Source organism: Novosphingobium sp. BL-S-24 (assembly GCF_055521575.1).
Map to the genome: position 1 here is coordinate 1,023,520 of NZ_CM145488.1, position 12,016 is coordinate 1,035,535.

A 12,016-nucleotide genomic window follows, 5' to 3' on the forward strand; every position below is an offset into this window, starting at 1 on the left:
TGCAATGGATTTTGCTGCATTGCATTAATTCTTCACGGTTTCTGCACAGGCGTCCATGACCCCGGACCGCCACAGCCGCTTGCCCTTAAACGCAAAACCCCCCAAAGCTGAGCGATTAATATGGCACCCTAAGCATGGGAGACGACGGCAATGGCCGTGATGATGGATACCGGCAGCAACCCCGCCGGTTTTGAAGAGGAAGTGCCGGGTGGCTATGTAGACGCTCCCGAGTTGCGTTACTTCGTGATGGCGCTGTTCTTCATCTTTGGCGGCATCACCAGCCTCAACGATGTCATCATCCCCAAGCTGAAAGAGCTATTCACGCTCAGCTACACCCAGGCCATGCTGGTTCAGTTCTGCTTTTTCGCTGCCTACGCCGTAATCGGGATCCCCGGCGCCATGATGGTTCGCAAGATCGGCTACATGAGAGGTGCAGCAGCAGGTCTCGTGATCATGATCGGGGGTTGCCTGGCTTTTATTCCGGCCTCGCAAACTGCCACCTACTGGCTGTTCCTCGCCGCGTACTTCGTGCTGGCGGCTGGCGTGGTCATCGTTCAGGTCGTGGCCAATCCGCTGATCAGCCTGCTCGGCAAGCCCGAAACGACAAGTTCGCGCCTGACGTTTGCACAGGCGTTCAACTCCTTGGGGACAACGGTATTTCCTATAGCGGGATCGGTCCTGATCCTCGGCAGTCTCGCAACCGTGTCGGCGAAAGAGCTTTCAGGTCCCGCGCTCGATGCCTATCGCCGCGCCGAAAGCCAGGCGATCGTTCACGGCTATCTCGGCATCGCCGTGGCGCTTGCCCTTGTCGCCGGTGCGGTATGGATGTTCCGCAACCGCCTCCCTGCCGAAAAGCACGCGGACAGCGCTGGCCTCTCCAGCCTGGGCCTGCTCAAGCGGCCTCGCTTCGGCTACGGTGCGCTGTGCATCTTTCTGTACGTTGGCGCGGAAGTGGCGATCGGATCACTGATCGTCAGCTACCTGATGCAGGATCACGTAATGGCGCTGCCCGAACAGTCCGCCGGCAAGCTGATCGGCCTTTACTGGGGCGGCGCTATGGTTGGTCGGTTCATCGGCTCCGCCGTGCTCCGCGTGCTGAATCCCGGCCTCGTCCTGGGCTTCAACGCCTGCGCGGCGATTGCACTGATCGCGATCTCCGTCACTACGACCGGTCACCTGTCCGGCTACGCGCTGCTGCTGGTGGGTCTGACCAACTCGATCATGTTCCCGACGATTTTCAGCCTCGCGTGCGAGAAGCTGGGCACGCGCGCGGCGGACGGTTCGGGTATCATCAACGTGGCAATCTGCGGTGGCGCGATCATCCCGCTGGCGACAGGGGCACTCGCCGATGCAGCAGGTGGAGACCTCCATGTCGCGCTTCTGCTTCCGGCCCTCTGCTATGCAGTGATCGCCGGCTTCGGACTTTACGCGCGCAAGCCAGCAGTCGCCTGAGTAACGCGAAGGTATCGCAGTTAATCCATATTAAACCGTTTTTCGCATACGATAGGCCATGACCCGCCGCATCCTCCCCCGCCGCTCGCAGCGTCGCCCCGTTGCCATGGCGGCGCAGTGCCGCACGCAGAGCGGTCTGCGCGACGACGGGGAGATTTCCGACATCTCGGTGGAGGGATGTCGCCTGCGCCTTCGCGGCCTGTACTTTCGCGTCGGTGCGCGGCTGATCATTCGGCCAAAGGGGCTGGAAGGATTACCCGGCGTGGTCCGCTGGGTGAGCGGAGATTTCACCGGGGTGGAATTTGACCGGCCGATATACGGGCCGGTTCTGGAACATCTCGTGGCAAGCAACGCTCCTCGCCCGCCAGCCTGAAGACATCACCCCCTGCGAGCCGAAGCCATGTTCTGGCTGCAGACGGGATACCCGTGATGCTCCTCGATCACCAACCATTGACCGTCGTCACGATCCTCGATCGTCGGGATGATCCGCTCCACCGGATGGGCCGCGATATCCGACACAGCGGCATCATAGGCTTCAAATTGCGCCAACCGCTCCAGATTGCGTAGCGTCGGAAAGATGACCGAGATTTCACCCCGCTCCGCCATTCCTAGCGCTTCGACAGCGCTAGCCCAGAACAGGTGGGTATTTTCCGTTGCGTCCACCTCTATGTCGACAGCCCCTGTACCCACGTCGGTGATAAAAAAGCGCGTATCGAAAGCCCTTTTCATCAGCGGACACCAATGGGCAAACAGCTTCAGGTCCGCCGGGGTCAATTCCCAGCCATAGTGATCGATGACCGTATCCAGCCTGCCGGTTGCAAGCAGCAGCTTGCGCGCGCCGGCGACCTCGTCTGCGGCGATCGGATGGCGCGTGGCGACCATAAGGCCTGTCTCTTCGAGAGTCTCCCGAATGGCGGCGATACGCGCTGCTCCCATTTCCGGCGGGTCGTCCGGAAGGATACGTCGCGCCAGTTCATGATCTGCAGGATCCACGCAGCCCCCCGGGAACACCGCTGCGCCACCGGCAAACCGCATTTCGTCAGACCGCTGCACCATCAGCAGTTCAGGCGCGCCACTGGTACGTGAATGTCGAAAGATGATGACGGTGGCTGCGGGAATAATGATGCGGTCATCGCAATGCATTGGCTGATCGGAGGGGGGTATGCGTATCATACCTACTTTCTCCCCCGCCGATCGCCGACCAGCAAGCGAAATTAGCGCTGTCGACAGCCGGAAGTGTCGGGCCATTTTACAGCAGAGGCAGGGCGGACCTGAACCGATGACTGCAACAGCACGGTTTTGCGCCATTTATGGACTTTGGCACGGCTCATGCTTATATGATAGCGTACCCCAAAGCAGTCTCGATAGAGGCGGGGCCGATCAGTCTCCCGGCCCCGCCTCCCCGAGCAGGCATATCCCCAAAGCATAGGTAGCCCGAATTATTGGTGGCCCAGTAACATGGGCGTCGGATTTCGCCCCAACGCAAAAAGCCCGGGCGTTTGCACCCGGGCCTCAAATGGTCGAGGATGTTTAGCCTCAGCCCTGAGCCGCGATGCCAGCTTCCGCGACGAGCTGATGCAACTCTCCCGCTTCGTACATTTCCATCATGATATCGCTGCCGCCAACGAACTCACCCTTGATGTAAAGCTGCGGGATGGTGGGCCATTCGGAGAACGTCTTGATGCCCTGACGGATTTCCATGTCCTGCAGGACGTCCACCGTTTCATAGGGCACCGCCAGATGCTCCAGGATCGCGATCGCGCGGCTGGAAAAACCACACTGGGGAAACAGCGGCGTGCCCTTCATGAAAAGGACCACATCGTTACTGTTCACGATTTCGCCGATACGGGCGTTGACGTCGGACATTTCGGAAAAACCTCTAGCTGTATGCGACGTCAGTTGGGGACGGCGGTGGTGAGTTGCAAGGCATGGAGCACGCCGCCCATGCGGCCACCCAATGCTTCGTAGACCAGTTTATGCTGCGCCACGCGTGGCTTCCCGGCAAATGCAGCAGAGATGACGTGCGCCGAGTAATGATCACCGTCGCCGGCAAGATCAGTGATGGTAACGTCCGCATCCGGCAATGCCGCGCGGATCAGCGTTTCGATTTCCTGGGCGGACATCGCCATGATATTTCTCCGTCAGCCCAGAAACGCGCGGCGGGCTTCGACTTGCTTGGTTTCCAGTGCGGCGCGCACTTCGGACTCGGTCGTGTCGACGCCCGCAGCGGTCAGATCGCCCAGCAGCTTGCGGATCACGTCTTCGTCACCCGCTTCCTCGAAATCGGCCTGAACGACCGACTTGGCGTAAGCATCGGTTTCGGCCTGCGAAAGCTTCATGCGCTCCGCCGCCCATTCACCGACGAGGCGGTTGCGACGGGCCTGGACCCTGAACAGCGTATCGGCGTCGTGCGCGAACTTTGCTTCTTCGGCGCGTTCGCGATCCTGGAAACTCGTCATCGGACAACCTCGATCTGTTTGCTTCAGATCGGCGATAGGGAACGGCACGAGCCGGGGCAATCCCGATTCGCCAAACCTGTCGCATTCCAAAGCCTGAAACGAAAGATCAGGCGGCGACGAGAGTTTTCGCGAGGAAAGGCAGCGATGTGCGGGTGGCCTGTTCGTGCTTGGCGATCGCATCGCCCTGCGCCATCGTCAGACCCACTTCATCAAGACCGTTCATCAGGCAATGCTTGCGGAACGGATCGATTTCGAACGTGAAACGATCCTGGAAAGGGGTCGTCACTGTCTGGGTTTCAAGATCGATATCGACGGGTTGGTCCTGCGCCACTTCCATCAGCCGGTCGATCGCGGCCTGCGGAAGCGCTACCGTCAGGATGCCGTTCTTGAAAGCGTTGCCCGAGAAGATGTCGGAGAAACTGGGCGCAATCACACAGGTCACGCCCATGTCGAGCAGCGCCCATGCCGCATGCTCCCGGCTGGAACCGCAGCCGAAGTTATCGCCCGCGATCAGAACCGGCGCGCCTGCCCACCGTTCGTCGGTAAACACGTTGCCTGGCTCCGCCTTGACGGATTCGAAGGCACCCTGCCCCAGGCCTTCGCGCGTTACGGTCTTGAGCCACTGAGCCGCAATGATGACGTCAGTGTCGACATTCTTGCGGCCGAACGGGATCGCCTTCCCGGCGACGTGCTTGATTGCCTTCATCAGTCAGTCTCGATCGGATAGCGCGGCGCGGTGCCGGTCTTGGGCGGTTCGGCGTCACGCGTCTTGCGATCGTTGCGACGCTTCACGAACATGACGGCCGCCGCGATGGCTGCCGAACCGATGGCCGCACCTGCTGCGATAACGGCCTTCCCGGCCAGCGAATTTTCAGAATCGTCAGACATGGTGTCTATCCTATCACGTCGCGGGAGCGAGGTCGCGCACGTCGGTCAGGCGGCCGGTCACCGCGACAGCCGCCGCCATTGCCGGGCTCATCAGGTGTGTCCGCGCGCCCGGCCCCTGCCTTCCGACGAAGTTGCGGTTGCTGGTCGATGCGCACCGTTCGCCCGAAGGAACCTTGTCGGGATTCATGCCGAGGCAGGCCGAACAGCCCGGCTCGCGCCATTCGAGCCCGGCATCAATGATGATGCGGTCCAGCCCTTCGGCCTCCGCCTGTTCCTTGACCAGACCGGAACCCGGAACGACGATCGCCCACTTGACGCCCGGAGCCTTGTGGCGGCCCTTGAGCACTTCGGCCGCGGCACGAATATCCTCGATGCGGCTGTTGGTGCAGCTGCCGATGAAGACGTTCTGCACTTCGACGTCGGTCAGCTTGGTGCCGGGGGCCAGCCCCATGTAGTCCAGACTGCCTTTCACCGCATCGCGCTTCGACGCGTCAGCGAAATCCTCGGGCGCAGGGACTACGCCGCCGATCGCCGACGTGTCTTCCGGGCTGGTCCCCCAGGTGACGGTCGGCTGGATGTCTTCCGCCCGGATCGACACCGATTTGTCGAACGTCGCGCCATCATCGGTGGCAAGGCTTTTCCACCAGGCCAAGGCCTTGTCCCAGTCATCCCCGGTCGGGGTGTAGGGGCGACCTTTCAGATACTCGAACGTCGTGCCATCCGGCGCGATCAGGCCAGCGCGGGCGCCCGCCTCGATCGACATGTTGCAAACGGTCAGGCGTCCTTCGATGGACATTTCCCGGAAGACGTTGCCGCGATACTCGATCACATGACCAGTGCCACCGGCCGTGCCGATGACGCCGATGACGTGCAGGATCACGTCCTTAGGGCTGACGCCGATGCCGAGCTTGCCCTCAACACGCACTTCAAGCGTCTTGGATTGCTTGAGCAGCAGCGTCTGGGTGGCCAGCACGTGCTCCACTTCGCTGGTGCCGATGCCGAATGCCAAAGCGCCGATGCCGCCATGGCAGGCCGTGTGGCTATCACCGCACACGATCGTAGCGCCGGGGAGCGAGAACCCCTGCTCCGGGCCAACAACGTGAACGATGCCCTGCTCGCGATCAGCGTCGCCGATGTAGCGGATACCGAAAGCCGGCGCGTTTTTTTCCAGCATATCCAGCTGCTGCGCACTGTCACGGTCCGCGATAGGCACGCGATTGCCGTTCGCATCGCGCCGCGCCGTCGTGGGAAGGTTATGGTCGGGAACCGCGAGCGTAAGGTCTGGGCGCCGCACCGGCCGCCCGGCAGCGCGAAGGCTTTCGAAAGCCTGCGGGCTCGTTACTTCATGGACGAGATGCCGGTCGATATAGACGAGGCAAGTGCCGTCATCGCGTTGATCGACGACGTGGGCGTCCCAGATTTTCTGGTAGAGAGTGCGCGGTGTGCTTGTCATGATGACTGCCGATTAGGCCCCGCGTTTTGGCAATTCAAGTCCGAACAATCGCACGATTGCTGATCGGATAGAGTTTCATTGCGTTCGCCGGCCGCGGATTGATGCTTCGTTGCGGCCATGTGCTCATACAAGACGTAAAAAGGGGCGCCGAGGTCAACCCGGCGCCCCTCTCACGTATGTTATCCGCGGCGGCGATCGTTATCGCGGCGTTCGGCGCGCAAGGCCGTGTGAACACGTTCCACCCGCTGCTGCAGCGCCCGGGTTTCCTGACCGGTCAGGCCGCCACGGGCATAGCGTGCGTACATGCGCTGTACCTCGGCAGCTTCGCGACGAAGTCCGGTAGCTTCACGCTGCGAGATGGCGCGGCGAGCGGCAGCGCGATCGATTTGGGCGCGAAGGCCGTTGATGTCGGCACGAACGCGATTGTCCCGATTGGGGGTATAACGAGCAGCATCATGGCGGGGAGCAGCTTCCGCAACAGCGGGCGCGATGGCTGCAACACCGAGAACGGCCACGAGAGCGGGAGCAACGAGCTTGGTGAACTTGCGCATGAGTGATACTCCTGAGTTAAGAATGGCGAAATCGGAAGTCCGGTAGTTGGTTGCCTCGCTTCCGTTACATTCATAACTAGGCCCCTGAAAATGAACGCCAGCGATATGACCCGTCGCACAGATGTCCGGCATTGTAAGAGATTGTCGCAAGATGCCGACAGGCTGCTATAAGAAGCCGCAATGTCCGTAACCGCCATAACCATCGTCATCCTGTTGACCGTCGCCGCGATGGAGTTCGTCGCGTGGTCCAGCCACAAGTACATCATGCATGGTTTCGGCTGGGCCTGGCATCGTGACCACCACGAACCGCATGACAATTTGCTGGAGAAGAACGACCTTTTTGCCATCGTCGGTGCGGCGATCAGCATCGGTATGTTTGCGGTTGGATCGCCTTTGGTCATGGGCACTTCCGCTTGGGAGCCGGGGACGTGGATCGGAGTTGGCGTGCTGATTTACGGCGTCATCTACACGCTGGTCCACGATGGCCTGGTGCATCAGCGCTATTTCCGCTGGGTGCCCAAGCGCGGTTATGCGAAGCGCCTGGTCCAGGCCCACAAGTTGCATCACGCGACGATCGGCAAGGAAGGCGGGGTCAGTTTCGGCTTCGTGATTGCCCGCGATCCCGCGACCCTGAAGCGCGAGCTGCGAGAACAAAAGGCAAGCGGCATCGCCGTGCTTCGCGATGCCGACTGACTTGGGCGCCGGATAGGAAGAAAAGCGCGGACTAGCTGCGCGGCACCTTGGGTAAAGCGTCCTGAACATCGTCTACCGTCGCGGCGACGATGGCATCGATTCCCAATGCGGTCGGATGAACATGGTCCCCCTGCATCAGGTCGGGCTTGTCGATGACCGGCTGGAGAAAGAAGGGCACCAGCACCGCGCCATACTTTTCGGCTAGTTGCGGGTAGATCGGATTGAAGCCCTTGGCGAAGTCAGGCCCTAGGTTTGGCGCGGCCAACATTCCCAGCAGGACGACGGGAATTTTATCTTCCTTGAGACGGTCCATGATCGCCTCGAGATTCTTCCGCGTCTCCGCAGGAGGCAAAGACCGGAGCATGTCGTTGCCGCCCAGACTGATGATGACGAGTTCAGGCTTCCTGCTTTGGCTTTTCAGCGTGAAGTTCAGCCGTTGCAAGGCCGCCGCCGTCGTATCTCCAGATACCCCGGCGTTGGCGATCCTCGCGTTGACCCCACGTGCCCGCAGCGCCTGTTCAAGGCGGTCCGGATAGCTTTCGCCATCCTCCAGACCGTACCCGGCGAGCAGCGAATCCCCGAACGCCAGAATTGTGCGCTCCGGCCCCATGACGGGGATCTGCGGCGGCGCATCGAGCGTGCTTTCGCTCGCCTGCGGCGCTGGGGTCGATGCTTTGTCACACCCGCTGAGAGCCAGTATGGATAGAGCGAATATCGGGGGGATCAGCGAGGCTGGAACGGGACGCAAGGCAAACTCCTTTTGGTGCCCGACTTGTCGGACCGCCTGGTGCTATCCCATATGGGCAGCGTGACAAGCCCTGCCCACTCCCCCGCCGCCCCTGATTCCACCATTATTGCAAAGGACTTGCGGCTGACGCTGGGTTCGCAGGAGAGTGCAGTCGAGATCCTGAAGGGCATCGACCTCGTCGTGCCGAAAGGCCAGACCCTGGCGCTGCTGGGGCCGTCCGGTTCGGGAAAGTCATCGCTGATGGCCGTCCTGTGCGGTCTTGAGCGCGCCAGCCACGGTTCGCTCCAGGTTGCCGGACAAGACTTTTCCGGCATGGGCGAAGATGCCCTTGCCCGGGCACGGCGAGGTCGGATCGGCGTGGTACTGCAGGCGTTTCATCTTTTGCCGACTATGACCGCGCTGGAAAATGTGGCGACGCCGATGGAATTGGCTGGGATGCCGAATGCCCACGAAAGAGCGGCGGCCGAACTGCAGTCGGTGGGACTGGGGCACCGGTTGCATCACTATCCGGCGCAGCTTTCCGGCGGCGAACAGCAGCGGGTTGCGATCGCCAGGGCATTGGCACCGCAGCCGGCGCTGGTTTTTGCCGACGAGCCGACCGGCAACCTCGATGCGGCAACTGGCGCCTCCATCGTCGATCTGCTCTTTGCCCGCCGCGCAGAAGCAGGAGCAACCCTGTTGATCATCACTCATGACGAAAACCTTGCCCAGCGCTGCGAGCGCATCGTGACACTGGCCGACGGCCGGATCGCGAGCGACACCCTTGACTGAGAGCGCGCTTCGCTGGCGCACCGCCTGGACCATCGCCCGTCGTGACCTGTCGGCGCGGTTCAGGGGCCTGAGGCTTCTGCTCGTCTGTCTCTTTCTGGGTGTGGGCGCGATTGCCGCGATCGGAACGCTCACCGGGTCGATCGAGACCGAACTGGGCGCTCGCGGGCGGGAGATCCTGGGCGGCGACATTGAATTACGAGTATGGCAGCGCCCCCTCGCCGCACCCGAACAGGCGGCGCTCGGCAAGCTGGGCAGCGTATCGCAAGGGTTGCGCATGCAGGCGATCGCCAGCCGTGGCGACGCCAGCGCGCCCGTGGCTCTCAAATCGGTGGACGATGCCTGGCCACTTTACGGCAAGCTCGAACTGATCGACGGAAGGCGCGTCGGGGCGCCTCCTGCCAACACCGCCTGGATTGCCAAAGGCACTGCCGCACGGCTTGGTGCGGCCAAAGGCACACGCATCAACATCGGCGGTGTGCCGGTGATCGTGGGCGGCATCATCAGCGCCGACCCGGAACAGATGAGCGAAGGCTTCGCGCTGGGCGACACGGCAATCGTCCCGGTCGACCTACCGACCCGCGCCGGTCTCACCACACCCGGCGCCATGTATCGTAGCGTTGCCCGGGTGCGGTTCGCCGATCCGGCGCGCGATCCCGAACCGGTGATCGACCGGCTGAAAGAGCAATTCGGCGACGGTGCTTTCGAAACCCGTACCCGCAAGGCCGCATCTCCATCGACGGGGCGTTTCGTCACCCGGATGGGCGAATTTCTGGTGCTGGTGGGGCTGGCGGCGCTCATCATCGCCGGGATCGGCATCGGCGGCGGCGTATCGTCGTATCTGGAAGCGCGCCGCACCTCGATCGCCACCTTGAAAGTTCTAGGGGCGACGAGCGGCGACATCGCGCGCATCTACCTACTGCAAATCGGCGCAGCAGCAATCGCGGGCAGCCTTGCAGGACTTGCCGCCGGTGTATTGATCACACCGCTGCTGGCATCCGCGCTGCAAAGCCTTCTGCCGGTTGGCACGGGTCTGGCCGTATCTCCCACTGCGCTGGCGACAGCAGCGGCCTACGGCTTGCTCGTGGCATTGATTTTCGCCGCTCCTCCGCTCGTTCGGGCACGCGGATGGCCGGCTATGGCCCTAATGCGAGCACGGGTTATGCCGCTTGCCACAGACCGCAAGGCAGTGGCAGTGCCGGTGGGGATCGGGCTGGCCGCCATAGTGGCGCTCGCCTTGGTGAATGCGGCCCAGCCTCTGGTCACGCTGGGATTTCTGGCTGGATCGGCGGCGATGCTGGGTCTGCTGGCGTTGATCGGCATTGGCATCCGCAAGGGGGCGGCCCGGTTGCCGCGTCCACGCGGTCCGATGCTGCGCGCGGGCCTTGCCAACCTGCATCGACCGGGTTCGCAAACCGGCGCGCTGGTGACGGCTCTGGGCTTCGGCCTTTCCGCCTTTGTCCTGATCGCGGCGGTACAGACCAGCCTGGAAGCCAACATCCGCCGTTCCGTGCCCGAACGCGCGCCCGACTTTTTCGTGCTGGACGTACCCCGGGCAAAGGCCGTCGAGTTCCGCGATACCGTTCAGCAGTCCGTGCCCGGCGCGAAGCTGAAGCTTGTGCCCAATCTGCGCGGGCGCATCATCGCCTTCGGCCCGAAGGACCGCATGACCAAGGTGTCCAGCCTGGGCAAGGATCTGCCCGATGGCGCATGGGCGCTGCGTGGCGAGCGGGGGCTGACGTATTCGGTCGGCGTGCCGGAAGGCAGTACCGTCACAGCCGGGCAATGGTGGCCGGAGATAGACACGCCCGAACCCCTGGTATCGCTCGACGAGAAGCTGGCCGAAGCGATCGACCTGCACGTGGGTGACTACATTACCGTGAACGTGCTGGGCGTCGAGCGGACGGCGCGCGTCGCTGCCCTGCGCCGGATCGACTGGGATTCGCTGGGGTTCAATTACGTCCTGGTCTTCTCGCCAAGTTCGCTGGCAGACGCGCCCCACAATCTGGCGGCCACGATCGAAGTTCCGCCAAACACGTCGACAGCGGGCTTGCTGTCCCGGTTAGTGCGGGCGTTTCCTTCCAGTTCGGTTATTGAAACCGGCACCCTGCTACGTGACGCGCGTGGCTTGCTCGATCAAATGTCGGTGGCAATCCTGGCAGCGGCGTCGGTCACGGTGCTGGCGGGTCTGGCAGTATTGCTGGGCGCGATCGCTGCGGCCCGCGCGGCGCGCACCTACGATACGGTCATCCTGCGCGTCCTTGGCGCAAGCCGGCGCCAGTTGTTGATCCTTCAGATGGCGGAATATGGACTGATCGCCGCCGTTCTGGCAGCCATCGCCCTTGCTGCTGGCAGCGCGATGGCCTGGGCAGTGATCGTCAAACTGTTCGAATTCGACTGGATGCCGGACTGGCCGCGCATTCTGGCGGTGCTGTTCAGCGGATTGGCGCTGATCCTCGGCTTTGCACTCGCCGGTTCGCTGCCGCTGCTGCGGGCGAAACCGGCTCCTGCTTTACGAGAACTCTAGGCAAAAATTTCCGCGTTTGTCGGGTCTTTCGGATCGGAGCCGAAACGGTTGTGGCCCGGCGTGCCCGGCAGAAGCGTGATCACCAGCAACGCGATACTGGCGATGAAACCGACCAGCGGGATGAAGCCCAGAACGACCAGACCCAGATACCACCATCCGCTCATGTCCCGGTCGTGAAAGCGGCGCACGGTCACGGCGATGCTCGGGAGGATCGATGCGAGCATGTAGAGGCCGCCAAGCCCGAAAAGCACCATCACGCCGCCGCCCAGCGCGGCCGAGCCTGCAGATCCCGGCTCTAGGTTCGTCAGAGTGCTCAGTGACATGCCCATCGCCACGGCAATCAAGGCGATGATGCTGTAAACGATGACGTTCAGAAGGCTGAACGCCCAGAACTCCAGGCGGCGGGATCGCCCCTTGAAATCGGCATATCGACGAAACGGCATTAGCATGTAGTTGAGCATATCGTTCCCCTGTTCA

General features: G+C 62.3%; 15 protein-coding genes. 5 read left to right on the top strand and 10 right to left on the bottom strand.

The features are described from left to right. The first annotated feature begins 159 nt into the window (after window positions 1-159). Both ACZ1JM_RS10170 and ACZ1JM_RS10175 read left to right on the top strand, forming a co-directional pair. A complete protein-coding gene (locus tag ACZ1JM_RS10170) occupies window positions 160-1,452 on the top strand; it encodes a sugar MFS transporter (protein WP_465135035.1) in 1,293 nt (430 codons plus the stop codon). Between the two features lie 58 nt (window positions 1,453-1,510). Further along, the gene (locus ACZ1JM_RS10175; protein ID WP_465134691.1) at window positions 1,511-1,825 is read left to right on the top strand and encodes a PilZ domain-containing protein; all 315 of its coding nucleotides are present in this window, start codon (window positions 1,511-1,513) and stop codon (window positions 1,823-1,825) included. A gap of 5 nt (window positions 1,826-1,830) precedes the next feature. On the opposite strand, the gene ACZ1JM_RS10180 is transcribed toward ACZ1JM_RS10175, so the two are convergent. The 8 genes from ACZ1JM_RS10180 to ACZ1JM_RS10215 all read right to left on the bottom strand — a co-directional run bounded on the left by ACZ1JM_RS10180 (window position 1,831) and on the right by ACZ1JM_RS10215 (window position 6,803). Further along, window positions 1,831-2,625, bottom strand: a complete 795-nt coding sequence (locus ACZ1JM_RS10180) for an NUDIX hydrolase (RefSeq protein ID WP_465134692.1) — start codon at window positions 2,623-2,625, stop codon at window positions 1,831-1,833. Window positions 2,626-2,988: 363 nt separating this feature from the next. Continuing rightward, window positions 2,989-3,318, bottom strand: a complete 330-nt coding sequence (gene grxD, locus ACZ1JM_RS10185) for a Grx4 family monothiol glutaredoxin (protein WP_465134693.1) — start codon at window positions 3,316-3,318, stop codon at window positions 2,989-2,991. Between the two features lie 29 nt (window positions 3,319-3,347). Beyond that, window positions 3,348-3,581, bottom strand: a complete 234-nt coding sequence (locus tag ACZ1JM_RS10190; RefSeq protein WP_465134694.1) for a BolA family protein — start codon at window positions 3,579-3,581, stop codon at window positions 3,348-3,350. Between the two features lie 12 nt (window positions 3,582-3,593). After that, window positions 3,594-3,911: a DUF1476 domain-containing protein gene (locus ACZ1JM_RS10195; RefSeq protein ID WP_465134695.1), complete on the bottom strand. Its 318-nt coding sequence runs from the start codon at window positions 3,909-3,911 to the stop codon at window positions 3,594-3,596. A 106-nt stretch (window positions 3,912-4,017) separates the two neighbouring features. Next, window positions 4,018-4,617 carry a 3-isopropylmalate dehydratase small subunit gene (gene leuD / locus ACZ1JM_RS10200; protein WP_465134696.1) on the bottom strand — a complete coding sequence of 200 codons (600 nt, stop codon included), beginning with the start codon at window positions 4,615-4,617 and terminating at the stop codon, window positions 4,018-4,020. Beyond that, window positions 4,617-4,799: a hypothetical protein gene (locus ACZ1JM_RS10205; RefSeq protein WP_465134697.1), complete on the bottom strand. Its 183-nt coding sequence runs from the start codon at window positions 4,797-4,799 to the stop codon at window positions 4,617-4,619. Before ACZ1JM_RS10205 ends, leuD begins: the two co-directional genes overlap by 1 nt. Window positions 4,800-4,812: 13 nt before the next feature. Then, window positions 4,813-6,252 (bottom strand): 3-isopropylmalate dehydratase large subunit, encoded by a 1,440-nt coding sequence (gene leuC / locus ACZ1JM_RS10210; RefSeq protein WP_465134698.1) that lies wholly within the window; start codon window positions 6,250-6,252, stop codon window positions 4,813-4,815. 179 nt (window positions 6,253-6,431) lie between these two features. Next, a complete protein-coding gene (locus ACZ1JM_RS10215) occupies window positions 6,432-6,803 on the bottom strand; it encodes a hypothetical protein (RefSeq protein ID WP_465134699.1) in 372 nt (123 codons plus the stop codon). Window positions 6,804-6,983: 180 nt separating this feature from the next. Here ACZ1JM_RS10215 and ACZ1JM_RS10220 point away from each other — a divergent pair, with 180 nt between their 5' ends. Next, window positions 6,984-7,496, top strand: coding sequence for a sterol desaturase family protein (locus ACZ1JM_RS10220; RefSeq protein WP_465134700.1), 513 nt, complete (start codon window positions 6,984-6,986; stop codon window positions 7,494-7,496). 31 nt (window positions 7,497-7,527) lie between these two features. On the opposite strand, the gene ACZ1JM_RS10225 is transcribed toward ACZ1JM_RS10220, so the two are convergent. Beyond that, window positions 7,528-8,244, bottom strand: a complete 717-nt coding sequence (locus tag ACZ1JM_RS10225) for an arylesterase (RefSeq protein WP_465134701.1) — start codon at window positions 8,242-8,244, stop codon at window positions 7,528-7,530. Window positions 8,245-8,295: 51 nt separating this feature from the next. On the opposite strand from ACZ1JM_RS10225, the gene ACZ1JM_RS10230 reads away from it, so the two are divergent. Both ACZ1JM_RS10230 and ACZ1JM_RS10235 read left to right on the top strand, forming a co-directional pair. Then, complete coding sequence (locus ACZ1JM_RS10230) at window positions 8,296-9,015, top strand: ABC transporter ATP-binding protein (protein ID WP_465135036.1); 720 nt, start codon at window positions 8,296-8,298, stop codon at window positions 9,013-9,015. After that, window positions 9,008-11,539, top strand: a complete 2,532-nt coding sequence (locus ACZ1JM_RS10235; RefSeq protein WP_465134702.1) for an ABC transporter permease — start codon at window positions 9,008-9,010, stop codon at window positions 11,537-11,539. The genes ACZ1JM_RS10230 and ACZ1JM_RS10235 overlap by 8 nt, the downstream gene beginning before the upstream one ends. On the opposite strand, the gene ACZ1JM_RS10240 is transcribed toward ACZ1JM_RS10235, so the two are convergent. Continuing rightward, entirely contained in the window at window positions 11,536-12,000 is a 465-nt protein-coding gene (locus tag ACZ1JM_RS10240; RefSeq protein WP_465134703.1) for a DUF805 domain-containing protein, read from the bottom strand. The two genes, ACZ1JM_RS10235 and ACZ1JM_RS10240, sit on opposite strands and share 4 nt — an antisense overlap. Between the last annotated feature and the right edge of the window lie 16 nt (window positions 12,001-12,016).

What these genes read in the sequence shown, in the direction of transcription:
- ACZ1JM_RS10170 (WP_465135035.1), top strand. Translation starts at nt 160, where the DNA reads ATGATGGATACCGGCAGCAACCCCGCCGGTTTTGAAGAGGAAGTGCCG.
- ACZ1JM_RS10175 (WP_465134691.1), top strand. Translation starts at nt 1,511, where the DNA reads ATGACCCGCCGCATCCTCCCCCGCCGCTCGCAGCGTCGCCCCGTTGCC.
- ACZ1JM_RS10180 (WP_465134692.1), bottom strand. Translation starts at nt 2,625, where the DNA reads ATGATACGCATACCCCCCTCCGATCAGCCAATGCATTGCGATGACCGC.
- grxD (WP_465134693.1), bottom strand. Translation starts at nt 3,318, where the DNA reads ATGTCCGACGTCAACGCCCGTATCGGCGAAATCGTGAACAGTAACGAT.
- ACZ1JM_RS10190 (WP_465134694.1), bottom strand. Translation starts at nt 3,581, where the DNA reads ATGGCGATGTCCGCCCAGGAAATCGAAACGCTGATCCGCGCGGCATTG.
- ACZ1JM_RS10195 (WP_465134695.1), bottom strand. Translation starts at nt 3,911, where the DNA reads ATGACGAGTTTCCAGGATCGCGAACGCGCCGAAGAAGCAAAGTTCGCG.
- leuD (WP_465134696.1), bottom strand. Translation starts at nt 4,617, where the DNA reads ATGAAGGCAATCAAGCACGTCGCCGGGAAGGCGATCCCGTTCGGCCGC.
- ACZ1JM_RS10205 (WP_465134697.1), bottom strand. Translation starts at nt 4,799, where the DNA reads ATGTCTGACGATTCTGAAAATTCGCTGGCCGGGAAGGCCGTTATCGCA.
- leuC (WP_465134698.1), bottom strand. Translation starts at nt 6,252, where the DNA reads ATGACAAGCACACCGCGCACTCTCTACCAGAAAATCTGGGACGCCCAC.
- ACZ1JM_RS10215 (WP_465134699.1), bottom strand. Translation starts at nt 6,803, where the DNA reads ATGCGCAAGTTCACCAAGCTCGTTGCTCCCGCTCTCGTGGCCGTTCTC.
- ACZ1JM_RS10220 (WP_465134700.1), top strand. Translation starts at nt 6,984, where the DNA reads ATGTCCGTAACCGCCATAACCATCGTCATCCTGTTGACCGTCGCCGCG.
- ACZ1JM_RS10230 (WP_465135036.1), top strand. Translation starts at nt 8,296, where the DNA reads ATGGGCAGCGTGACAAGCCCTGCCCACTCCCCCGCCGCCCCTGATTCC.
- ACZ1JM_RS10240 (WP_465134703.1), bottom strand. Translation starts at nt 12,000, where the DNA reads ATGCTCAACTACATGCTAATGCCGTTTCGTCGATATGCCGATTTCAAG.